18 protein-coding genes and 1 tRNA gene are annotated in these 21,256 nt (G+C 71.8%); 10 read left to right on the top strand and 9 right to left on the bottom strand.

The features are described from left to right. Positions 1 to 19 precede the first annotated feature (19 nt). Complete coding sequence (locus tag ACGFW5_RS23320) at positions 20 to 829, bottom strand: LysR family transcriptional regulator (RefSeq protein WP_393836220.1); 810 nt, start codon at positions 827 to 829, stop codon at positions 20 to 22. A 69-nt stretch (positions 830 to 898) separates the two neighbouring features. Here ACGFW5_RS23320 and ACGFW5_RS23315 point away from each other — a divergent pair, with 69 nt between their 5' ends. Then, positions 899 to 1,795 carry an NAD(P)H-binding protein gene (locus tag ACGFW5_RS23315; protein ID WP_393836219.1) on the top strand — a complete coding sequence of 299 codons (897 nt, stop codon included), beginning with the start codon at positions 899 to 901 and terminating at the stop codon, positions 1,793 to 1,795. A 211-nt stretch (positions 1,796 to 2,006) separates the two neighbouring features. Continuing rightward, complete coding sequence (locus ACGFW5_RS23310) at positions 2,007 to 3,554, top strand: FAD-dependent oxidoreductase (protein WP_393836218.1); 1,548 nt, start codon at positions 2,007 to 2,009, stop codon at positions 3,552 to 3,554. Positions 3,555 to 3,577: 23 nt separating this feature from the next. Here the strand turns inward: ACGFW5_RS23310 and ACGFW5_RS23305 are convergent. Beyond that, positions 3,578 to 3,652 (bottom strand) — tRNA-Trp (locus ACGFW5_RS23305). 83 nt (positions 3,653 to 3,735) lie between these two features. Next, positions 3,736 to 4,437 carry an alpha/beta fold hydrolase gene (locus tag ACGFW5_RS23300; protein WP_393836217.1) on the bottom strand — a complete coding sequence of 234 codons (702 nt, stop codon included), beginning with the start codon at positions 4,435 to 4,437 and terminating at the stop codon, positions 3,736 to 3,738. Between the two features lie 286 nt (positions 4,438 to 4,723). Between ACGFW5_RS23300 and ACGFW5_RS23295 the strand changes: the two genes are divergently transcribed. Then, positions 4,724 to 5,467, top strand: coding sequence for a class I SAM-dependent methyltransferase (locus ACGFW5_RS23295; RefSeq protein WP_393836216.1), 744 nt, complete (start codon positions 4,724 to 4,726; stop codon positions 5,465 to 5,467). Between the two features lie 241 nt (positions 5,468 to 5,708). Here ACGFW5_RS23295 and ACGFW5_RS23290 read toward each other — a convergent pair whose 3' ends face one another. The 3 genes from ACGFW5_RS23290 to ACGFW5_RS23280 all read right to left on the bottom strand — a co-directional run bounded on the left by ACGFW5_RS23290 (position 5,709) and on the right by ACGFW5_RS23280 (position 12,093). Continuing rightward, positions 5,709 to 8,630 (bottom strand): AAA family ATPase, encoded by a 2,922-nt coding sequence (locus tag ACGFW5_RS23290; RefSeq protein ID WP_393836215.1) that lies wholly within the window; start codon positions 8,628 to 8,630, stop codon positions 5,709 to 5,711. A gap of 210 nt (positions 8,631 to 8,840) precedes the next feature. Next, positions 8,841 to 11,015, bottom strand: a complete 2,175-nt coding sequence (locus ACGFW5_RS23285; protein WP_393836214.1) for a M4 family metallopeptidase — start codon at positions 11,013 to 11,015, stop codon at positions 8,841 to 8,843. Positions 11,016 to 11,235: 220 nt separating this feature from the next. Beyond that, positions 11,236 to 12,093, bottom strand: coding sequence for an alpha/beta fold hydrolase (locus ACGFW5_RS23280; RefSeq protein ID WP_393836311.1), 858 nt, complete (start codon positions 12,091 to 12,093; stop codon positions 11,236 to 11,238). A 99-nt stretch (positions 12,094 to 12,192) separates the two neighbouring features. On the opposite strand from ACGFW5_RS23280, the gene ACGFW5_RS23275 reads away from it, so the two are divergent. Further along, a complete protein-coding gene (locus ACGFW5_RS23275; RefSeq protein WP_393836213.1) occupies positions 12,193 to 12,603 on the top strand; it encodes a winged helix-turn-helix transcriptional regulator in 411 nt (136 codons plus the stop codon). 126 nt (positions 12,604 to 12,729) lie between these two features. Here the strand turns inward: ACGFW5_RS23275 and ACGFW5_RS23270 are convergent, their stop codons facing one another. Next, positions 12,730 to 13,305 (bottom strand): hypothetical protein, encoded by a 576-nt coding sequence (locus tag ACGFW5_RS23270; RefSeq protein WP_393836212.1) that lies wholly within the window; start codon positions 13,303 to 13,305, stop codon positions 12,730 to 12,732. A gap of 149 nt (positions 13,306 to 13,454) precedes the next feature. Here ACGFW5_RS23270 and ACGFW5_RS23265 point away from each other — a divergent pair, with 149 nt between their 5' ends. Together ACGFW5_RS23265 and ACGFW5_RS23260 are read left to right on the top strand one after the other, a co-directional pair. Further along, positions 13,455 to 13,886 carry a hypothetical protein gene (locus tag ACGFW5_RS23265; protein ID WP_393836211.1) on the top strand — a complete coding sequence of 144 codons (432 nt, stop codon included), beginning with the start codon at positions 13,455 to 13,457 and terminating at the stop codon, positions 13,884 to 13,886. A gap of 164 nt (positions 13,887 to 14,050) precedes the next feature. Beyond that, a complete protein-coding gene (locus ACGFW5_RS23260; protein WP_393836210.1) occupies positions 14,051 to 14,311 on the top strand; it encodes a hypothetical protein in 261 nt (86 codons plus the stop codon). Positions 14,312 to 14,494: 183 nt separating this feature from the next. Here the strand turns inward: ACGFW5_RS23260 and ACGFW5_RS23255 are convergent, their stop codons facing one another. Both ACGFW5_RS23255 and ACGFW5_RS23250 read right to left on the bottom strand, forming a co-directional pair. Then, positions 14,495 to 15,319, bottom strand: coding sequence for a DUF2382 domain-containing protein (locus tag ACGFW5_RS23255; protein ID WP_393836209.1), 825 nt, complete (start codon positions 15,317 to 15,319; stop codon positions 14,495 to 14,497). A 474-nt stretch (positions 15,320 to 15,793) separates the two neighbouring features. Next, the gene (locus tag ACGFW5_RS23250; protein WP_393836208.1) at positions 15,794 to 16,759 is read right to left on the bottom strand and encodes a DUF4232 domain-containing protein; all 966 of its coding nucleotides are present in this window, start codon (positions 16,757 to 16,759) and stop codon (positions 15,794 to 15,796) included. A 392-nt stretch (positions 16,760 to 17,151) separates the two neighbouring features. Here ACGFW5_RS23250 and ACGFW5_RS23245 point away from each other — a divergent pair, with 392 nt between their 5' ends. The 4 genes from ACGFW5_RS23245 to ACGFW5_RS23230 all read left to right on the top strand — a co-directional run bounded on the left by ACGFW5_RS23245 (position 17,152) and on the right by ACGFW5_RS23230 (position 21,034). Beyond that, on the top strand, positions 17,152 to 18,630 hold the full coding sequence (locus tag ACGFW5_RS23245; RefSeq protein WP_393836207.1) for a phenylacetate--CoA ligase family protein: 1,479 nt from the start codon (positions 17,152 to 17,154) through the stop codon (positions 18,628 to 18,630). Then, the gene (locus ACGFW5_RS23240) at positions 18,627 to 19,661 is read left to right on the top strand and encodes a hypothetical protein (RefSeq protein ID WP_393836206.1); all 1,035 of its coding nucleotides are present in this window, start codon (positions 18,627 to 18,629) and stop codon (positions 19,659 to 19,661) included. The genes ACGFW5_RS23245 and ACGFW5_RS23240 overlap by 4 nt, the downstream gene beginning before the upstream one ends. A gap of 94 nt (positions 19,662 to 19,755) precedes the next feature. Next, positions 19,756 to 20,154 (top strand): nuclear transport factor 2 family protein, encoded by a 399-nt coding sequence (locus tag ACGFW5_RS23235; protein ID WP_393836205.1) that lies wholly within the window; start codon positions 19,756 to 19,758, stop codon positions 20,152 to 20,154. Positions 20,155 to 20,506: 352 nt separating this feature from the next. Beyond that, positions 20,507 to 21,034 carry a DUF4232 domain-containing protein gene (locus ACGFW5_RS23230; RefSeq protein ID WP_393836204.1) on the top strand — a complete coding sequence of 176 codons (528 nt, stop codon included), beginning with the start codon at positions 20,507 to 20,509 and terminating at the stop codon, positions 21,032 to 21,034. The last annotated feature ends 222 nt before the right edge of the window (positions 21,035 to 21,256 follow it).

Raw genomic sequence — 21,256 nt, 5'->3', positions numbered from 1 at the left:
GGCCCGTGGCGGGCGAGCCTCAGCTGCCCCGCAGTGTCGAGGTGGCGACCGTCAGGAAGTCGCGCAGCAGCTTCTCGCGCCGGTCCGCGAGGACCGCCAGGCACGTGTCGAGGCCCGGCGCGTCCGTTACGGGAAGGTGCACGAGACCGGGGCGCGAGTAGGAGCGCGCGACGCTCACGGGGACGAGGGCGATGTCGTCCCCGGACGCGACGAGCTCGAACTTCTCCTCCAGGGAAGAGGTGCGGCGCGCAGGCGAGTCGAGCAGGCGCTCGCCTTCGAGATCCGCGCAGGTGAGCTCGTCACGGCCGGCCAGGCGGTGCCCCGCGGACATGCAGGCCACCCGGGCCTCCCGGCCGATGGACACGGTGCGCAGTCCCACGTCGTCGAACGGCCGCCGCAGATAGGCCACTTGGGCCCGGCCGTCCCGAAGGGGCGCGTCCTGCTCCCACCACAGGGCAGGGACGATCTCGATCTCCACCTCCGGGTGGCGCGAGGTGAACGCCCGGATCGCCTCCGCGACCCGCAGTCCGGGGGTGAAGGCGACGCTGAGGCGCCGGACGCCGCGATCGGTGTCGTGCACGCGCCGCACCGCCGTGGTGACCGCGTCCAGGATCGCCTCCGCCTCCTCGTGCAGCCGCTGCCCGGCCGCCGTCAGCTCGACGCTGCGAGTGGTCCGTACGAGCAGAGCGCATTGCAGCTCCTGCTCAAGAGCCTTGATCTGCCGGCTGAGGACCGGCTGGGTGATGTAGAGCTGCTGCGCCGCTCGGCCGAAGTGCCGCTGCTCGGCCACCGCGACGAAGTAACGGAGCTTGCGCAGATCCAGATCCATGCCCTCACGGTATCAATCCGCCGAGAAGGGCATTGGACGCCGCTGGGGGACCGCCGTGAGACTCGAAACATGATCGTCATCACCGCCCCTACGGGCCACATAGGCAGCCGACTCCTCGACATCCTGCTCAACGAGGTCCCCGAGCGTCGCGACGAGCTGCGCGTCATCGTGCGCGACCCGCGCAAACTCACCGAAGAGGTCCGCTCCCGCGTCGACGTCGTGACCGGCGCGCACGATGACGCCGACGTGATCGACCGTGCTTTCGCGGGCGCGGACGCCGTCTTCTGGCTCGTCCCGCCGAACCCGCGGGCACCCAGCCTGGACGCCGCGTACAGCGGGTTCACCAGCGCCGCCGCGAAGGCGTTCACGGCACACGGGGTGGGGCACGTCGTCGGCGTCTCCGCGCTCGGCCGCGGCACCCCTGTCGCCGACCGGGCAGGACTGGTCACCGCGTCCCTGACCATGGACGATCTCATCGCGCGTACGGGTGTGGCCTACCGCGCGCTGGCCAACCCGAGCTTCATGGACAACCTGCTGCGGCAGGTGACCTCCATCCGCGACCACGGCGTGTTCACCGACACCGTCGCCGTCGACCGCAGGGCACCGGCGGCCGCCACCCGGGACATCGCCGCGGCCGCCGCGGCTCTGCTCGTCGACCGCTCATGGACGGGCACGGGCGAGGTCGCGGTGCTCGGCCCGGCGGACCTCTCGGCCGGCGACATGGCGCGGATCATGTCCGACGTACTCGAAAGGCCGGTCCGCTACGAGCGGCAGTCACTGGACGCGTTCCGCGCCACGCTCGTCGGGCAGGGGCTCGGGAGCGCGTTCGTGGCGGGCTACGTCGACATGATGCGCGCCAAGGAGGACGGCCTCGACGACGGCGTACCGCGCACTCCCGACACCGCGAGCCCGACCACCTTCCGCGCATGGTGTGAGGAGGTCCTGAAGCCCGCGGTCCGCGCCTGACCGCCGGCGCCTGCGGCGCTCCCGTCGAGAGGCACATGGCGGACGGCCGGCCCGGGACCGGCCGGCGGCTGCGTAGCGGGAGGCCCTGGACCGGCGCGCCGTCGTACGGCGGGCGCGCGGGGCGGTGCCGACGGACCATGGGTGTGCGCGCCGCCGATCAGGGCACTCGCACAGCCGCCGGTCCGAGTGAGACGTGGGAGAGAGCAACGCCATGCAGACTTCGCCCCAGCTTCCCGGTAAGAACGAGTCGTACTGGATGGACACGACCCCCGGGCCGCGCCACGCCCCCCTGAGCGAGGACATCGAGGCCGATGTCGCGGTGGTGGGCGCGGGGATCGCCGGTCTGAGCACGGCGTGGGAGCTGACTCGGGCGGGCCGGAGCGTCGTCGTCCTGGAGGCGGACCGCATCGCCTCCGGCGTCACCGGCTACACCACCGCCAAGGTGTCCGCCCTGCACTCCCTCGTGTACGGGAGCCTGCTGCGGACCCGGGGCACCGAGGGCGCCCGGCTCTACGCGCGGTCCCAGCAGGACGCCGTGGAGCGGGTGGTGGACATCGTCGACGAGCTGGGCATCGCCTGCGACCTGGAGCGGACGAGCGCCTACTGCTACGCCGCCCACGCCTCGTCGAACTCCGCGATCGAGGCCGAGGCGCGTGCCGCGAGGGACGCCGGGCTCGACGCCGAGTACGTCACCGAAACGGACCTTCCCTTCGCCACGGCCGGGGCGGTCCGCGTGCCCGACCAGGCACAGTTCCATCCGCGCAAGTATCTCCTTGCGCTGGCCGAGGACCTGGTCGGCCGCGGGGGCCGCATCGTCGAACGCAGTCGCGTCACCGGCCTTGAGGAGGGGACGCCGTGCCGTGTCACCACCGAAGCGGGGCACACGGTGACGGCACACGACGTCGTGATCGCCACGCACTATCCCGTCTTCGACCGTGCGATGCTCTTCGCCCGCCTCTCGGTACGCAGGGAACTGGTGGTCGCGGCCCCCATCGCCGCCGACCGGGCACCCGAAGGCATGTACATCACCGAGGACGAGGGCAAGCGGTCGGTACGGTCGGCGCCGCTCGCCGACGGGCAGCGCCTCCTGATCGTCACGGGGGAGAGTTTCACCCCCGGCACCGGCGACGCCCACCAGGGCTTCCTCCGCCTCGACAGCTGGATGCGCGAACGGTTCCCGGTGGGCCCCACCGCGTACCGCTGGGCGGCGCAGGACAACGACCCCAGCGACACCGTGCCCCTGATCGGCTCCTTCCACCGGGGCGCCCGGCACACCTATGTCGCCACGGGGTTCGGCGGCTGGGGCATGACCGGTGGCGTGCTGGCCGGACGCCTCCTGACCAGGCTCATCACCGATCCCGGCAATGAGCCGCCGTGGGTGGGACTGTACGACCCCCGACGCGTCGCGAGTACGGTGCGCGAGGCGCCCGCTCTGCTCGGGCAGCAGATCGAGGTGGCCAAGCACTTCATCGGCGACCGGCTGCGGCCCACCCACGTCGACACCGTCGAACAGATCGCCCCGGGTTCGGGCGCGGTGGTCCGCGTCGGTGGCAGGCGCTGTGCCGTCTACCGCGACCAGGACGGCACGACGACCGCGGTGTCCGCGCGCTGTACGCACCTGGGCTGCCTGGTCTCCTTCAACGACGCGGAACGCGCCTGGGAATGCCCCTGCCACGGATCCCGCTTCGCCGTGGACGGCGAGGTCGTCCACGGCCCCGCCGTACGGCCGTTGGAAAAACTGGACCTGCCCCAGGAGTGAGAGTGAGCGCAGCGCCGGGCGGACGGAGCCGACCGGATTCGAACCGGCGTCCTCGCGGTTTTGGAGACCGCGCGCGTCGACCTCTGCGCTACGGCTCCGCCCGTTGCAGCAGCCTAATGGGTGACGCCCACTCAGGTCCGGGCCGGATGCGCCCGATGCGGAGCCGCGCGGGAGACAAGCGTCACACCTCCACCGTACCGAGGAGGAGCCGCGCCAGTTCGCGCGGTTGGGAGAACATCGGCCAGTGCCCGGTGTCCATCTCGACCAGCCGCCAGTGCTGACCGGCCGACGACTGGGCCGCCACGTCGTCACCCGGTTCGGCTCCGGCGAGCAGGCAGTGGATGTACGTCGCCGGGAGTTCCCCAAGTGACCTTGTCAGCACGGCGGGTTCGGTCAGCGTGGCACCGGGGTGGGGTGTCGCGCCCCGCGCGATCCGGGCGATCTGCTCATCGGTGAGACCGTGACCGTCATAGTGGGTGGCGGGCGCGAGGGGCCAGAACCCGCCGTTCTGGGCGATCGACGCCGTCACCGTCGCGCCGCCGTCCGGCCAGGCGGAGACGAACGCCGCGCCGTCGACCGGGACCTCGGCATCGACGAGGACCAGATGGGTCAGGCGGTCACCGATCCCGACGGCCGCCTGACCGACCGGAATGCCGGCGTAACTGTGGCCCACCAGGACGACGTCGCGCAGGTCCTTGCCCTCGACCTCCCCCACGATGTCCTGGACATGGGTGTGCTGCCCCGCGGGCACATCCCGCTTCTCGGCAAGGCCCGACAGCGTCAACGGATGAGCCCCGTGGCCGGCCGCGCGCAGCTCCGGCACCACCTCGTCCCACGCCCAGGCTCCGAGCCGTGCGCCTGCCACCAGTACGAAATTCGCCATGGCCGCACAGTAACGGCACGGCCGCCGCGATGGCCATGGGCGCCGGGGGACGTGCCGCGTCACCGTCGTGTCATCGTCGCGCGCCGTGTGTGGGCCACCAACACCGCCACACAGGGTGTTGGTTGATACGAGGGTCGTCCGGGCGACTTCTCGTGTGTTCTGCCAGTACGGCGGGCCGGGCGGCGCGGAGGAGGATTCTGGCGCGGGCCGGGCCCCGCGGATCTCTGGATCCGAAGGGCCCGGCGCAGCCATGTACCGGACGAAGAAGTACACGAGGGAGCGGCACGTGAGCGTGCAGCAGTACGACAAGATCGGCGAGGCATTCGAGGGGTTCAAGGCGCTTCCCCTGACGCGGCACGGGGAGGTGCCGAGCTTCCTCGCCATGGTCGGGGATGTGAGCGGCAAGTCGGTCCTCGACCTGGCGTGCGGCACCGGATTCTACAGCAGGGAGTTCAAGCGGCGCGGCGCCACGGATGTGGTGGGGGTCGACATCTCCGTCGAAATGATCGCCGCCGCCCGGGGGATCGAGGAGCGTGAACCGCTGGGTGTGCGCTACGAGGTCGGCGACGTGGCCGAACTGCGCACCTTCGACCAGGACTTCGACATCGCGCTGGGCGTGCAGTGCCTCAACTACGCGGAGAGCATTGCCGAGTTGAAGCAGATGTGTCGCAACATCCACCGGAGCCTGGTGCCCGGCGGAACGTTCTTCATGTTCGCCCAAAGCCCCGACTACCAATTCGACTGCCCGTCCCTGGACCGCTACGGGTTCCTCTGCGAGCCGACGGGGGAGGAGGCCGAGGCGGGCCCACGGGCGCGGGTCACCGCACTCCTCGACCCGGAGCCGATCAGCATTCTCGGTACGGTGCCGCGCCGCGAGGTCTACGAGGACTGCCTGCGCGCGGCGGGGTTCAGTGAACTGCAGTGGGTCCCCTTGCAGATCTCCGAGGCCGGCATCCGTGAATACGGCGAGGACTTCTGGGCGGACCTCCTGGCGAAGCCGCCGCTGGAGATGCTGCACTGCCGAGCCTGACGGGCCGCCGATGGCGGGGCCGCGCGGTCGGGCCCGCCCGGCCCCGCGCCGCAAGGAGTGCGGCCCAGGATGGCCCCTAGGGGGTGTCTGGTGGATCATGGCCGGGGGTGCGGCGCCTGGCACGGCACCTCGCGGCGTTGCCGAAACGCCCCGATAGCTCCGCTATCACGACGTTCCGACGCCTTGCGATGCACCGCACCAGGCGCCGCACCCTGACCGACCCTGATCCACCAGACACCCCCTAAGCCGTGGGCCGCGTCATCACCATGCGGGCGACGTCCACGCGCGACTTCGCGCCCAGCTTGCGATAGGCGCGGGTGAGGGCCGCTTCCACCGTCTTCACGCTCACGACGAGACCGGCCGCGATCTCGCGGTTGGTGGCGCCCTGGGCGACCCGGGCGACGACGCTGCGCTCGGTCGATGTGAGGTGTTCCGACCAGGAGCCGCTCTCGGGCAGGCGGGCGGCGGCGGGGCCGTCCTGCGCGCGGTCGCGTTCGGCACGCGCCATGGCGGCCAAGGGGCGGGCATCGGCCTTGGTGTAGACGCGACATGCGGCCGCGAACGCCGCGCGGGCGGCGCTCTCGTCCCCGATGAGGCGCCCGGCCCGGCCCAGTGCCACCCTGGTCCTGGCCTCCTCCAAGGGGTACCCGGCGGCCCGCAGCCGGGTGGCGGCGCCCTCCAGGAGACGTGCGGCGCGGGCGGGTTCGCCTCGCTCGGTCGCGACCGCCGCCGCCGCGCGGTCCAGCAGGGCAAGGACGCTCGGCCGGGCAAGCCGCTCGGCCTGGTGGCGGGCCACCGCGATGACGGACTTCGCTTCGTCGAGTGCGCCGACGGCGGCCAGGGCCTCCGCGAGATCGGCGTGCCACCGCCGGGTCGCCGGGTCCCGCTGGCCCTGCGCCGTCTCCAACTCGCCTGTGCGCGCCAGGAGTTCGGCGGCCTGCTCGCTCTGACCGAGGAACAGCCTGATCCTTCCCTCGGCGTGCAGGGCCCGGGGCAGGAAGAGCCGGTCGTTGTCGTCCTCGCTGTGGCGTCTGGCCGCTTCGGCCGCGGTGATCGCCTGGCTCAGGCTGCCACCGGCGGTCTCGGCGAGCGCCACCGCGTACCAGGCGGGCCCCTGGCTCAGGCCCGCCTCCTGCGTGATGCGCAGACTCTGCCGCGCGATGGTCAGGCCGGCTTGGCAGCGTCCGCGATGGATCTCGACCTGCGCAAGACCGATCAGGCACTGGCTCAGGCTGTCCGCCGAACCGCGTTGCCGCAGCCGGTACACCAGGGTGCGCAGCTCGGCCCTGGCCTCGTCCAGCTCGTCGCGCACCAGGTGGAAGCGGTACTTGAGGTAGAGGGGCCCGTTGTGGTGCGCCATGGCGTACACGTCGTGCGGAGCGGCGAGGGCGGCCGCCAGAGTCGCCTCGGACCCCGGACGCCCCAGGAAGAGTTCCAGGGCGGCCTGCTGGGTCAGCGCCATGAGTTCGGTGCGCCGGTCCCCGGTCCGCGCGGCGAGCCCCGCGGCCCGGACGGCATGGCCGTGGGCGCGTGCCGCGGAGCCGCCCACCATCCATGCGCGCCAGCTCATCCGGTAGTGCAGCTGGGCCAGGAGTTCGGGATCGCCCGCGGCGTCGCGTACAGCCTCCGGGAAGACGTCCGCGATCTCGGCCATGGCCTGGCCGCAGGAGTCGATGATCACGTTCCAGGCCCGTACACGGTCGGCCGGCCGCTCGGCGTCGCCCAGTACCTCGTGCGCGAGCTGCCGCGCGAAGTCGAGGTCTCCGGCCTCGATGCCGTCCTCGGCGGCGGTGAGCCGCCGGTCGATGTCGGCATGTGTGTGCCCGGCGGGCGTGTACTCGGCGGCCATGCGGCCCAGTCTCGCCGCCGTCTTGGGCGCGCCCCGGCGCCGTGCCGCGGCGGCAGCGTCGGAGAGCCCCGCCGCCACGACCGGGTCGGGGCCCGCCGCGAGCCGCGCCACGTGGTGCGCGCGCTCGACCGCGTCGTCGGACGCCTCGGCCAGCGCTCGGTGCGCGTCCACCAGCCGCTCGTACGGGGTCTCGGCCCGGAGCACCATCGGGGTCAGCGGATCCATGAACCGGATGGCCCCGTGGTCCGACGCGGAAAGGACACGAAGGAGGCCATGGCGTACACAGAGGTCGAGATCGGCCCCCACATGTCGGCGGCCCGCGCGCCGCAGAAGCCCCACCGTGGGCCGCACCGCGGCGGCCGCGACGATGAGTGTGGTGCGGGCGCGGACCGGCAGGGCACCGACCCGGTCGAGGATCGGGCCGCGAAGGGAGTGCGGGACCGGGAGCGGTTCGGCGGGGTCGGGCAACGCCGCGCCGTCGACACCGTGCACGCCGTGGACGCCTTCGGTCCGCACGCGCTCGTCGAGGGCGGAGCTGAGCACCAGCGCCGTGCGGGGGTTGCCGCCGCTCGCCCGGTGAAGACGGGCGACGAGAGGGCGGGGCCAGCAGGGGTGGTCGTGCCACTCCAGCATGTCGGCGATCTCATGGACGGTCATGGGCGGGACCTGGATCCGGCGGACGGGTCGCGGACACAGGTCCATCGCGCCGCCGGTGTAGTCCGGGCCTGCGGGGGAGGACGCGGGCGCTTGTCCCGGCCGCAGGGTGACCAGCACGGACAGGCCCGGGCCGGCATGCCGTGCGCAGTACGTGAGGATGTCCGCCGTCGGCCGGTCGAGCCACTGGACGTCGTCCACGGCCAGCAGCAGCGGACCGGCACCGCACAGCAGGGCGAGGACCTTGCGCACGGCGATCCGCAGGACGAGCGCGTCACGCCCGGCCACCGGCCCGGATGCCGCGGCCCGGCCCGCCCGCGGCGCCGGTGCGCTGCGCAACAGGGTGTCGTCGAGTACGGCTCTCTCGTGGGCGGCCAGCGCCGCGAGGCTGTCATCGGTGACGTCGGACAGCAGGTCGATGAGTCCGAGGAAGGGGGCGTCCGTCTCGGCGGGCGAGGGCGAACAGCGCAGGACGCGGTGGCCGCGGCCGCTCAGATCCGCGATCACCTGGTGTGCCAGCGTGGACCTGCCGATGCCCTCCGGGCCGGTGAGGAGAACACCGCCGCCGCGTGACACATGGGCCCGTACGGCGTCACGGACCGCGCCACGCTCCACCGAGAGTGGCCGGACGCCTTCCGGCAGGGTGGTCGGCTCGGTCATCGCAAGCCCTTCCGGACACAGCTGTGTTCATGACCCGGACATCAATCATGAACCTGCCCTTCATGGTGCCGCGCCGAATCTAGGACCGCGTTCCGTGAAAGGTCAAGACCAATCGGGGATCGGGCGCACGTCGTCGGCGCACACGGCCGGGCCGCCGGTCGAAAGACCAACGGCCCGGTCGGGTACGGAAGTTGTGTCACTCAGGAACGCTCAGCACGCGCCGGCGTCCTTCCAGACGGCCCAGGAGCCGGGCGCGCCCGGTTCGGCGCCGGTCGAGTACCACTGCGACGACCACGTGTGGCCGTTGTACGCGACCTGGTCGCCCGGCGCGTAACTGGTGGACGCGCTCCAGGCGGGCAGGTTGTCACAGCCCTGCGGCGGGGTGCCGCCGCCGCTGACGGTCCAGGTGAAGGACGCCGTGCCGGTGGCGTTGTCGGTGTTCTTCGCCGTGACGGTCACGGACGAGGTGCCGGCAGTGGTCGGAGTGCCGGTGATGAGGCCGGTGGAGGAGTTGATGGACAGCCCGGCGGGCAGGCCGGTCGCACTGTAGGTGAGCGTTTCACCGCCGGGGTCGCTCGCCTGGATCTGCAGGGACGCGGCCGTGCCCACCGTGCCGCTCTGATTGCCCGGGTTGGTCACCGAGGGCGAACCGGGCTGGCTGTTGCAACTGCCGGGGACCGGGTCGGCGCCGGTGACGCTGACCGCCGCCCAGGCGGCGTCGATGGTGTTGTACTCGGTGCAGTGCGCGCCGTACAGATCGGCGGCGGCCTTCAGCGAGTCGGTGCGTGCCTGGTGATAGTTCTCGCTGCTGTTGGCGTACGAGGCGAGGGCCTTGTACCAGATCTTGGCGGCCTTGTCGTTGCCGATTCCGGTGACCGTGGAGCTGTTGCAGGTGGGGCTGTTGCCGTAACCGTGGTCCCCGCTGCCGACGGCCGCGAGGAAGAACCAGTGGTTCAGCGGGCCCATCGAGTAGTGCGGGTCGAGACCGCCGTTGCTGCTGTTCCAGCAGTTGGGCGACGACCCGTCGAGGGACGGGTTGTACATGTAACGCAGCGGCTTGTTGTCGCCGTTGATGTTGATGAGCTCACCCATGGTGTAGTCGGGCGTGTCCACCGGGTTGTTGGCGTAGAACTCGACCATCGTGCCGAAGATGTCGCTGGTGCCCTCGTTCATGCCGCCGGTCTCGCCGGTCTCGTCCCAGCCGGTGAGGGCGCCGCTCACGCCATGGCTCATCTCGTGGCCCGCGACGTCGAGTTCGACCAGCGGGCGCGCGTTGCTCTGCCCGTCGCCGTAGGTCATCTGGGTGCCGTCCCAGAAGGCGTTCACATAGGCGTTGCCGTAGTGCGTCCGCGACGGCACGCCGCGGCCGTCACCGAAGATGCCGTTGCGGCCCTGGACGTTCTTGTAGTAGTCGAACGTCTTCGCCGCGCCGTAGTGCGCGTCGGCGCCGGCCGAGGCGGGGTCGCTGGTGGAACCGGTGCCGAAGGTGCCGGTCGAGCTGGTGAACACCGAACCGGTGCCGCTGGTGGCGTGGTTGAGGTTGGTCGTGTACCCGTTGCCGTGCGACGGGTCCTGCATGGAGTAGCCGCTGCCGCTCTGGGTGACGTCGAGGGCGACCCGGCCGCTGTAGATCGACTGTCCGGTGCCGGCGACCGTCGGTGCGGCGGCGGATCGCGCCGCCGCACCGACCTTCGAGGCGTCGGCGTTCGCGGCCCCCTCGGCCGCGAACGTACTCACCTCGTCATTGGTCCGTACGACCTTGCCGGTACGGGCGTCCACCAGAACGTGCAGGCGGCTCGGTGTCCGGTCCGCGCGTACGCCGCTGACGACGGTCTCCCAGACCAGGGTGGCGTCGGAGCCCGCCATCTGCACCGCCAGGTGCGAGGCGGAGACCGAGTCGACGTGGCCCCGGAACGCGGCCCTCGACGTCTCCGCGGCACTGGAGGCGGCCAGTTGGGGCTCGGTGGAGACCGACCCGGAGGTCCCGGATCCCGTGGCGAGCGACTGGTACGCGCCGTCCTTGTTCAGGTGCACGACGACGTCGCCGCCGTAGGTGGGAAGGCCCTTGTATGTGCGGTCGAAGCGGACGGATGCGGAACCGTCCCGGTCGACCACCAGATTGCGGACCGAGAAGGCGTCACCGTCCGCGGTGTGGGCGGCGCCGGCGTGGGCGGCCAGTGCCTTCTGCGCGGCGTCCACGACGTGGCTGCGGACGTCGGGTGACGGGTCGGCCGTGTAGGGAGCCGCGGCGAAGGCGCCGGCGCCGACGGGCGCGGGGTGCGGGGGCGGGGCCGGGGCCGCCGTGGCGGCGGGCAGCGCGATGGCGGACGCGGACACGCAGGCCAGCGCGACCGTCAGGAGTCTCCCGGCTCTTCGTATCTCCATGGGGGTGGGGGTTCCTTTCGCTTCGTGCACGGGGGCGGCCGCCGGTGGCGCACAGGGCGGTCGAGGAAGGCGGCGGACACGTGCGGGTGTGCGGACGACGCTGCTCGTGGGTGGAGCCGCGCCGACGCATGAGTGTCCGCAGTCCCGAACCCGTCGGCCAGGCACTGCGCGAAGTGAGAGGGGTTTCCCTATGCCGGGCGCTTCTTGGGCCCCGCTCCGGTCAGTTCCGCGGATCGGCGGCGAGGAAAGGAGCGAGGAGCGCGAACAGCGCGTCGGGGCGGTCGAGCGGGATGATGTGGCCGCAGTCCTGGATCCGGTGACCAACCAAGTCATGGGCGATGAGCCGGAGTTGGCCTTCGAGCCCCGTGCCGACGGGGTGCGATCCGACGGCCATGGTGGGCATGGTCAGCCGAGCCGTCGCGACGGCGTCCTGGAACTGGCGCGCGCTGGTGGGCAGGGCCCGGTAGTACGAGAAGGCGCAGCGCAGGGCCTCGCTCCCGGTGTACGCGTGCACGAAGGCCGCGCGGATGGCGTCGGGCACGCCACGCCCGAGCGTCCCCGAGTCGAGGAACCAGTCGATGTAGGCGGCCTCGTTGCCGTGCAGAACGTTCTCGGCGAGGCCGGGGACGGCGTGGAAACCGAACCACCACGGGGCGCCGCCCACGAGGACGTCCTCCGCGCCGGGCAGGCGGCCGAGCAGCGCCTCCATCACGACCAGGCGCCGGACGCGGTGCGGTTGGCGCAGCCCGAGCAGGACCGCGGGTGCGACGCCCGCGTCGATGCCGACCACCGCGGCGGAGGGTTCACCGAGCGCGTCGAGCAGCCCTTCGGCATCGGCAGCGAGGGTGCCCGCGTCGTACCCCTCGACGGCCCGTGTGCTGGCACCGAAGCCTCGAAGGTCCGGGGCGATGACCCGGTACTGTCCGGCCAGCCGGCCCATGATGTCGCGCCAGAGTTCCCAGGTGTGCGGAAAACCGTGCAGCAGGAGGACCGCGGGACCGTCCCCGGCGATCGCGACGTGGAGATCGACGCCGTTCGTGGCGATGCGGCGCAGGTGGAGCGCGGTGGTGACGGGCATGACGGCCTTCCGGCTGGTTACCATGGGTGACCAGGGAACGATAGGTAACTGCCCGATCGCTTACCAGACGGCACTTTCAAGGAAGGTGGTGAGCCACAGGTGACCACCCGAGGAGCCCGGGCCGCCGATCGCGGGGTACGCGGCGATCTGTTCGATCCCCAGTGCCCGACGCGGCAGTTGCTGGACCGCATCGGTACGAAGTGGACGTCGATGGCCGTGAAGACGCTCGCCGACGCCGCACCGGACGAGGTGCGCTTCGCGGAGTTGAAGCGTCGGATGCCCGGCGTCTCGCAGAAGATGCTGTCGGTGACGCTGCGAAGCCTGGTCCGCGACGGTCTGGTGGCGCGCCGGGTCGAACCGGCCGTGCCGCCACGGGTCTTCTACCGGCTCACCGGACTCGGGCGCTCCTTGGACGCGGTGCTCGCGGGGCTGAGGAGCTGGGCGGAGGAGCACATGGCCGAGATCGACCGTGCCAACCGGGCCGCCCAGGAGGGGGCGGATGAGGAGTAGCGGGCGAATTCCGCGCCCGGCAGCGGTGGTTGGGGCAGGCAAGACGGCCTGGGCCCCAACGGCCGCCACGCTGCCTTGGCCTGTTGCCTCGTCAGATCGACGCCACAGGGCCTCAGTTGGGGCGCCTCAGGAGTCGAAGTCGTCGTCGTACTCGTCGGCCAGGTCCGGGTCGTCGTCCGAAGAGGGCAGAGCTTCGGCGATGAGGCGGGTGGCGAAGTCGGGGTCGTCGGTGATGCGGTTGATGTGCTCCGCTAGGAGGAAGGCGGTGGCTTCCAGGGGAGTCATTTCCGCGTCCGTCCAGTCTCCGTACTGCTTGCGCCACAGATTGGGACTCAGCTCGGTGCCCGCCGCGATGACCAGACCGGCCATGGTGGGGATGGCTTCGGGGCGGATGCTCTTGGGCATCATGCGCATCGAGGCCACGAGGTTCGGCACGACGTACTCGATGACGTCCTTGTCGTGCTCCTCGTGGGCCTGCCGCAGCCACGTCATGAACATGTAGATCAGGGTGCAGGTGCCGTCGAGGACGTCGTCGATGGCCTTCGAGCTCAACGACTCCGTGAACTGGCGGGTCAGCGCCTGCTGTTGAGGGTCGGACCCGGAGGTGCCGCTGTGGATGCCCTTGAGCCGGGAGTCGATCATCATCAGCGCCGTACCCACGTCGCCGGCGGGAGCGTTCTGGGGGCCGTAGCGAGACAGCACAGGATTCCTCCTCCATACGGACCGCGATGAGCAACGGCGTGTTCGTACCGTAGAGGATCGGTAGGGGCGCGGTCCGACGAACGCGGTGAAGATGAGCCCCTGTGGTGCGAGATGCCGATTCGTCGTTCGAGCGGCGTACGCTCGCACCCGTGCCCCGCCACCCAAAGAAGCTCCGTCGCCTGGTCGTTGACGGCCGCGTGTACTGGTGGAGTGTGCGCCACAGCCATCGCGTACCGGACAGCGACGGGCCCAGGGTCTGCCGGGAAACGCTCGCGCTGATGCCACAGCCGGCCGGCGCCGCGGGCTCGTTGCGCATCGTGTTCGCGCAGGGCCCGGGCCGGTTCGTGCCGGGCGGCTTCCCCCTGGGTTCGGGTGATGTGGGGTACGTCCGGGGCAGTGCGCTGAACCTGCACGAGCCGGGCGCCGTCCGGGCCCTGCTCGACGTGGCCGTGGCCCGCGGGTGGCAACCGGGCGACAAGCGGAACGTCGAGGTCGACGGCTGGGCCCTGCTGGACGAGGCGGCCGCAGCTCTGCGATCGGGCCACCCCGGCGCCGCGGGCCCCGGCCCCGTGCACTCGTAGCAGCGCCCCTCGCCGCAGCGCGGGGGACGGGCAGTGGCGCCCGTCCGAATCAGTGGTGCCGACCTGGGTACGCGTTGCGGCACGAGATGCCATCACGACTTGCCATCACAAGATGCCATTACGACTTGCCATCACGAGACGCCGACCGAGAGCGAGCACCCACCGTGAACGACCGCAGGCCCGAGGGGCCGGGAGACGCCGGAGCGCCCGTACCCGAGCCCATACCCCGTGATCTGCCGGACCAGCAGGCCGGCGGCGAAGGCGACCGCTGGGACGCCGCGGACCACCCCGATGAAGGTACGCACGGCGACCGGCCCGACCGCGAGGTGCCGGACACCGACGAGGCGGGCACCGGCCGCAGGGGCGCCCCCCACTCCGGCAGCAAGCGGCCCGGCCACCCCGTGCCCCACGAATCGACCGGCTGAGCCGGCGGGAGGGAAGGGGCAGAACGGGGCGTCGTCGGACCTGGCCGCCGCGCCGCCCTCCCAGCGCACGGGCGCCGCAGTGGGTGGGCCCGTGGCGGACGTTCCTCGTCCGGATCGCATGACCGCCCGTCGCCCCCGACTCATCGGGGGCGACGGGCGGTCACCATGAGCAGCCGCGCGGGGTCAGCGGCGTCCGCGCTCGCCGCGGTTGCCCTCGCCGCGCCGACGCTCGTCCTTGCCGGTCGCGTCGTCGTACTGGATCTGCTCCTTGCGGACGGTGTCGCTCACCTCGCGCTCCTCGGTGACCTTCTCCGTCTCCAGGCGCACCCGCTCGACCGGAACGGCTTCCTTGCGCACCACGGGCCGCTCGGCGTGCAGCGTCACCTCGGTCTCCGCCTCGCCGATGTCGGCACGCGTCCGGTCGCCCTCACGGATCGGCTCGCGTACGACGCGGACCTCCTCGTGGCTGACCGGGACGGTCGTTGACACGTTCTCCGTGACGACGACCTTGCGCAGCCGTGCCCGGCCCACCTGCTCGTTCTCGGTGCCGACCCGCAGCCGCTCCTCGGAGCGGACGATGGAGTCCTCGTCCTTGGCGTACCGGCCGTGGACGTCGGTTCCGGTCGCGTTGCCGGGTACGTCGACGCTTCCCGCGGCCCCACCCGGGCCCGGCGTGCGGGTGTTGTGGCCGTCGACGCCGTAGTGCCGGTACAGCTCGCGCTCCGACTCGGCGTCCAGGTGCTCCTCGGCGTCCAGACGCGGGGCGTCCTTCACCATGCTCTTCGCGTAGGCGACGTGCAGGGCCTCGCCGTCGTGGCGGGCTCCCGCCAGCGGCACGAAGGACTCCTTGGTGCCGAAGAGCCCCGTCTTGACCGTCACCCATTCCGGGCGGCCCGAGGCGTCGTCGAGGTAGACCTGTTCGACACCGCCGATCTTCTCTCCCTCCGGGTCGTAGGCCACCAGGCCCTTGAGCCCCTCGGGGCGGTTGAACATGTCACCAGTGCTCATGCGGATCACTCCTGACGTGTGGGGGAAGAGGCGGCGTCCGGATGTGGTGCCGCATTCCTCCCTCCAACCCCGCCACAACCCGCCCGCGTCAGCTACCGCAACTCCCCGCCGAAACGGGCGACACCCGCCCCAGGCCCCGGCGGGGTTCTTCGAGTCGAATTGGGCCACCCGGGTGATGTCTCGGTGAGTACGACCCGCTACGGACCGTGCTCGGCGCCGACGGGGGCCGCCGACGCACTCCCCACTCGAACTCGCTTCCCCGCTCCGGATGTGCGAGGAGCAGTCCCCCCAACGGGGGTACATCAACCCTGGTGCACCGGGCACACGACCGCCATGACGTTCGTAATGCTTTCGCTTCCGCCGCTCATCATGGCCGTCATCCTCGCCTTCGCCTTCGACCACACGGCGAGCCCCCGCCACGGGCGTCGACGGAGCCACTGAACCCCCTGCCGGGGGCCCGGAGCCCACGCGACCTCACTCGCGGGCGCCCGTCGCCTTCGCCCTGGTCCACGGCTTGACGCCCAGCTCTCCTGTGGTGCCGAGGTCCAGGTGGGGAGTCACCGTGACCGGCTCGGCGCCGGCCTTCGCGCGGACCCTGACATGGGGCACGTTCACCGCTGTGCCGGACAGCGTGGTGTTGCGCCACACCAGGGCGGCGATCGCCGACTCGCCGGGCTTGAGCGTGACGGGCCGGGGTTGTTCGTCCGGTCCGGCCTCGGTGGTGACCCCGCCGCCGTGGCGGATGGTGATGCCGTGAACGGCGTTGAAGTCGCTGTCCATGAGCTCCAGGAGCGGGTAGCCCTCGACGCTGTAGTCGCGCGTCCCGCAGTTGTCGAGGTGCAGGCCGACCACGCGCAGCCCCATGGCCGCGTTGCCCTCGTCGGCGCTGACGCGGATCCCCGAGGCCGGGCACGTGCCCGGCGCCGCCGGGGCCTCACCGGCGGGCACCTTGGTCACTTCGAGGACCTTGGCCCGTGTCACCCGCGGCGTCGAGGGCGGCAGGTGGCCGGCCCGGACCGAGCCGCGTACCGTCTTCCCGGGCCCGACATCACGCACGGTCGCGGTCTGTTGTGCCATCGCTCCGCCGTCGCCGCTCATGAAGGTGACGACGACCGAGTAAGTCAGGCTCTGCGCGCCCTTGTTGGTGATCTCGAAGAAGGCGACGATCCCGGAATCCTTGCTGGGATCGTCGACGGAGATCCCCGCGTGGCCGGCCGGATCATCGACGGAGGCCGAAGCGCTGCGGCTCGGCGACGCGGGGCCCGGGGGCAGGGTGAGCGAAGTGATCCGGACGCCGTCCTTGCCCGGATCTTCGACCCCGTTGCGTGACGGCCCCGCGGACGCGCCCGGGCTCCCCGCGCCTGCGTGCTCCGTACCGCAGGCCGTGAGCAGGAGGGCGGCCGCCGCGAGGGCGGCCAGGAGGCAAGTACGTTGTCGCATGGGGTCACCCCATCAGGAAGTGGGCCGGGCACATGTGGCGGAGGCCATAATTCCGGCCACAAAGATGTCACAAGCGACCTCCTGCCGCTCTCATGGGTGTGAGGCACATGCGCGAAAGTCGTGAATAGTTGGTGGCCACCACATCTGGTGAAGCTCACCCCACCGTCCCTAGACTGCCGCTGCTCCGGCCGATCCGGCCGGAAGCTCAGCACCGCGAGACGTGGCCGCCACCGAGCCGCCGCCCGACGAGGGAGGAACCGACATGGTCAAGCACTACCTCAAGTACGCACTGAGCACGCTCACCGCCGCGATGTTCGCGCACATGGCCTGACCTGATCCGGCCCCGGCCCGGGCCGGGCGACACACTGTCCGGTCCAGGCCAGGAGGCTTTCTTGTTCGGCACCGCCCTGAGTCAACTCCGTTACGGCATGGCGATCCTGCGCAACCGGCGGATCCGCCCGCAGGACCTGGAGCGGATCGCCCGCGACCTGGTCGCCACCCTCGCCGAGTTCGGCGAACCCGGCGCCGACTCGGCGCTGCTGCCAGGCCAGTCCGGCCAGGCCGCCCAGATCGACCCCGAGGTGCGCCGCACCGTCACCCGCCGCAGCCTGCGCGCCACCACCCGCGCCGCCGTCCGTCACACCGCGTACTACCGCCAGGTGTTCGACGAACTCGCCCTGGAACCGGACGAGTTGGACGCGGACAATTTCGCCCGGGTGCCGGTCACTCCCAAGAAGGCGCTGCGCTCCATGCCCACCGCGTTCGTCTCGTCCGCGGCCGTGCCCGCCCTCATGGCCCTGACCACCGGCACCAGTGGCACACCCACCGCCGTCTGGTACTCACGTGCCGAACTCGACACCACCATTGCGCTGAGCACCATCTCGGCGGCTCTCGGCCTCGGCCTGAGACCACGCCACACCCTCGCCTACGCCGGCTGCTCGCGAGCCACCCTTCCGCTGCTCAACGCGGCCGAGTCGGCGACGCGGGTCGGCGCGTCCTTCGTCCAGTTCGGCACGGTGGACCCGGCCGTCGCCCTGGACCGCCTCGCCGCACCGCTCGGACTGCCCGGCAAGTCCCCGGGGATCACCCACCTCACGGCCTCGGCCTCCTACCTCGCCGCCCTGGTGGAACTCGCCGAACGCGGCGGCTGGCGGCCCGCCGACTTCGGCCTGGAAAGCATCGGCGTCGGCGGTGAAGTGCTGTCCGCGCCCCTGGCCGAGCGAGCCGAAGCCGTCTTCGGCGCGCCCGTGTCGACGTCCTACCTGATGACCGAGACCCTGCCGTCCGGCGCCACCCCGTGCGCGGCCGGACACCTGCACCACACCAGCGAGTTCGGGCACCTGGAGGTGCTTGACCCCCTCACCTGGGAGCCGACACCGCAGGGCGCGACGGGCATGATCGTGCACACCCCGTATGTGCCCTATCGCGAGTGCACCCTGCTGCTGCGCTACGCCACCGGGGACCTCGTGCGGCTGCCGGACACGGCCCCGGCATGCGAACTGGCCCATATGCCCGCCACCTCCGCCGTGCTGGGGCGCTGGACCGGGCCGCTCAGCGCCGAACTGCCCACCCGGTCCCTGCTCGACCTGATCGAGGCGGAACCGGACGTCCCGCTGCCCGCCCGGTACACCCTCACCGAGGATGCGGGCTCCGGCGTCCACCTGCACCTGCTGGTGCGTACGCTGCCCGCCGCCGCGCTGCTCGGCCGGCTTGAGGACCGCGCCACGGCCGCCGGGCTTGCGCTGGCCGGCATCGTCCTGCACGACGACCGCGCCGACCTGCCACCCACCGCACCGGTCCGCGCCGACCTGCGTGAGCACACCTTCGAATCGGCCCGCGCGGCCAACACCCGTACCGGGAGCGGCGTATGAACCCCCTCGCCCTCGTCGCGCTCAGTGCCTGCGCCGCCGCGATGATCGCGGCCGCGGCCGGCTACTTCGCGCGCGTCCCGATGCCCAGACCGCCGGTGGGCGTGTACGCCGCCGGTGACATCGCCGTCCTCAGCGTCGGCGTGGTCGTGGCGCCGCTGCTCTACCTCTCGATGCCGGGCGCCGCGGTCTCCGCGCTCTTCGGCCTTGTGCTGTGCCTGGCTGCCCAGTTCACCCTCGCGCCTCTGTGCGGGGGGCGCTGGTCCTGGCTGCTCGCCCTCGGCGCCACGGCCCTCGCCGTGGCCGTCGCGCTCACCGGCCACGCCGTCGCCGTACGCGTCTGCACGGACGTACTGCTCGCCGTGGCCGTGGTGGGCGTCGCCAACCTCTGGGCCCAGAGCGGGATGCGCCCGGTGCACGTGGCCGCGTTCGCCGCCGTCCTGACCTGTTACGACCTGATCGCGACCACCCTGACACGGGTCACCCTCGACTTCGTGACCCAGGTCCAGGGCCGCCCCTTCGCCCCCATGTTCGCGCTGACCGGAGGATCGAGCCCGGTGGCCGTCGGCCTCGGCGACCTCCTGCTCCTCGTCCTCTTCCCGCTGGTCGCGACCCGCGCCTTCGGGCGGCGCGCGGGGTTCGTCGCGGCGGGTGTCGGTGTCGCGGTCACGGGAGTCGTCAGTCTGCTGTTCGCGCTCGGCGCCCTGACCGCGGGTTTCCCCCTGCTGACCGTGCTCGGCCCGCTGATCGTGGCGCAACACCTGGTGTGGGTACGACGGTACGGAGGCGAACGCAGCACGGTCGACTGGCGTGCGGGCACCGCCGTACGGGTCCTGCCGAGCCGCCAAGGTGCCTCCCCGGCACCGCAGTTGACGGCCGCGCTCGCCGTACCGGTGCCGGAGGGCCTTGCGGAGGGCACCTGGTTCGCGGTGGGCGAGGGCCGCGTCCTGGCCACGGGTGCCACCGCGGGCGAGGCCCGCCGCGCCGCCGGCCGTCGGGCCCCCGAGGTGGCGGTGGTCGTGCGCATGGCGTGAGCGGCACCCGCATGCCGGTGGGTGTGCATGGCGTGAGCGGCACCCGCATGCCGGTGGGTGTGCGTCCCCAAATCGGCGGGCGCATGATGAAGACATGACCGATGGCGACGATTTCCTGAGGTGGGTCAGGAACGATCTGTACGAGGCGGAGCTGGCGCTGCACAACGGCGACGCGGGTCCCCGCCGGGCGCTCTGGTCGCGCAATGAGCCCGTGAGCGTCCTGGGGGCGTGGCGCAACGTCCAGGGTCAGCAGGGGATCACCGAGCTCTTCACCGCGCTCGCCGCGAGCTTCTCGGACTGCACGTCGTACGCCTTCGAGCTGACGTCGTACGACGTCGTGGGGGACATGGCCTATACGGCAGGCTTTGAGCACACCTCCATCTCCGTCGACGGAGAGCCGCGCACCTACACACTGCGCGCCACCCAGGTGTACCGCCGGGAGGAAGGCGAGTGGAGAGTGTCCCACCGCCACGGTGACACGGTGGCCGAGTGAGCGCGTGGTCGTCGCGCGCGGGTGAGCTCCCGCCGCCTGAGCAAGGGGAGTTGAGCGGCGCCGAGCCACGCGGGTGAGCGGGGGGCATGGGCATGCCGGAGTACTCGACCGTCGTCCGATCTGATCTGTCGTGTGGCCGGTCGGATGTGCGTCGCGCGGCGTGCGCTACCGCACGGGATGCGCGGCCCGGCGGCCGTCGGATCGGCGTGGCGCTGCCCGGGGAGGCATGCGAGGGGCCGCCATTGTGACGGTTTCATGACATTGGTCCCCGCGGTCGACGGGGAGGGATGGGCTTGACCGTCGATCCAGCGGAACCACCTGTGTGGGCCGCAGAACAGCAGGGGAGTACGCGATGCGTATCGTCCGGAAGTCCGCCGTCACCGCAGCAATCGCCACGGCCGGCGCCGCCGTGCTGGCCGTCGCGGTGGGCGGGGGAGTGGCACAGGCATCGTCATCGACGGCCGGGGCGGGCAGCGAGGCGCCCTCCGCATGCCGCCCGGCGAATCACACCGCGAAGATCGTTGCCGCACCGGCCTCCGCCGGGCACCGCCACTACCGTGTCACCCTGACCGCCGCGCGCGGCTACGCGCCGTGCAAGCTGGCCGGCTCCCCGGGCGACGTGCGGTTCTACCACCACGGCGCCCCGGACGGAGTCACAGCGGGCCGGTACGGCTCGCAGAACACGGTGGTGACCTTCGGCCCGGGCCACCCGGTCCACTTCGACATCCAGGTCCCCAACAGCGCCGGCGGTGCTCCCGCCGACGCGGCGGGTTTCACGCTGGGAGCCCCCAGAGGGGTGATCCCGGGTGAGTCCACGGCGTACGGACCGCTGACCGTCGGCGCGGGCACGGTGATCGGTCCGGTCCAGCGAGGCGCCTGACGGCCGACGACGCCCGGGTCGAGGCGGCCGGGCGGACACGGGGCATGGACGTCGGCACGGGCTGGGCGTCGTACGGCGGTCGTGGCGGGAAATGGCACGTGGCGGGACGGCGCGCAGGGCGAACGGTGCCTAGGGGGTGTCTGGTGGATCAGGGTCGGTCAGGGTGCGGCGCCTGGTGCGGTGCATCGCAAGGCGCCGGAACGTCGTGATAGCGGAGCTATC

This window comes from Streptomyces sp. NPDC048416, assembly GCF_043200435.1.
Lineage (GTDB): Bacteria > Actinomycetota > Actinomycetes > Streptomycetales > Streptomycetaceae > Streptomyces.
Note: the sequence above shows the minus strand (reverse complement) of the source record. Positions and strands in the feature narration are given on the sequence as shown.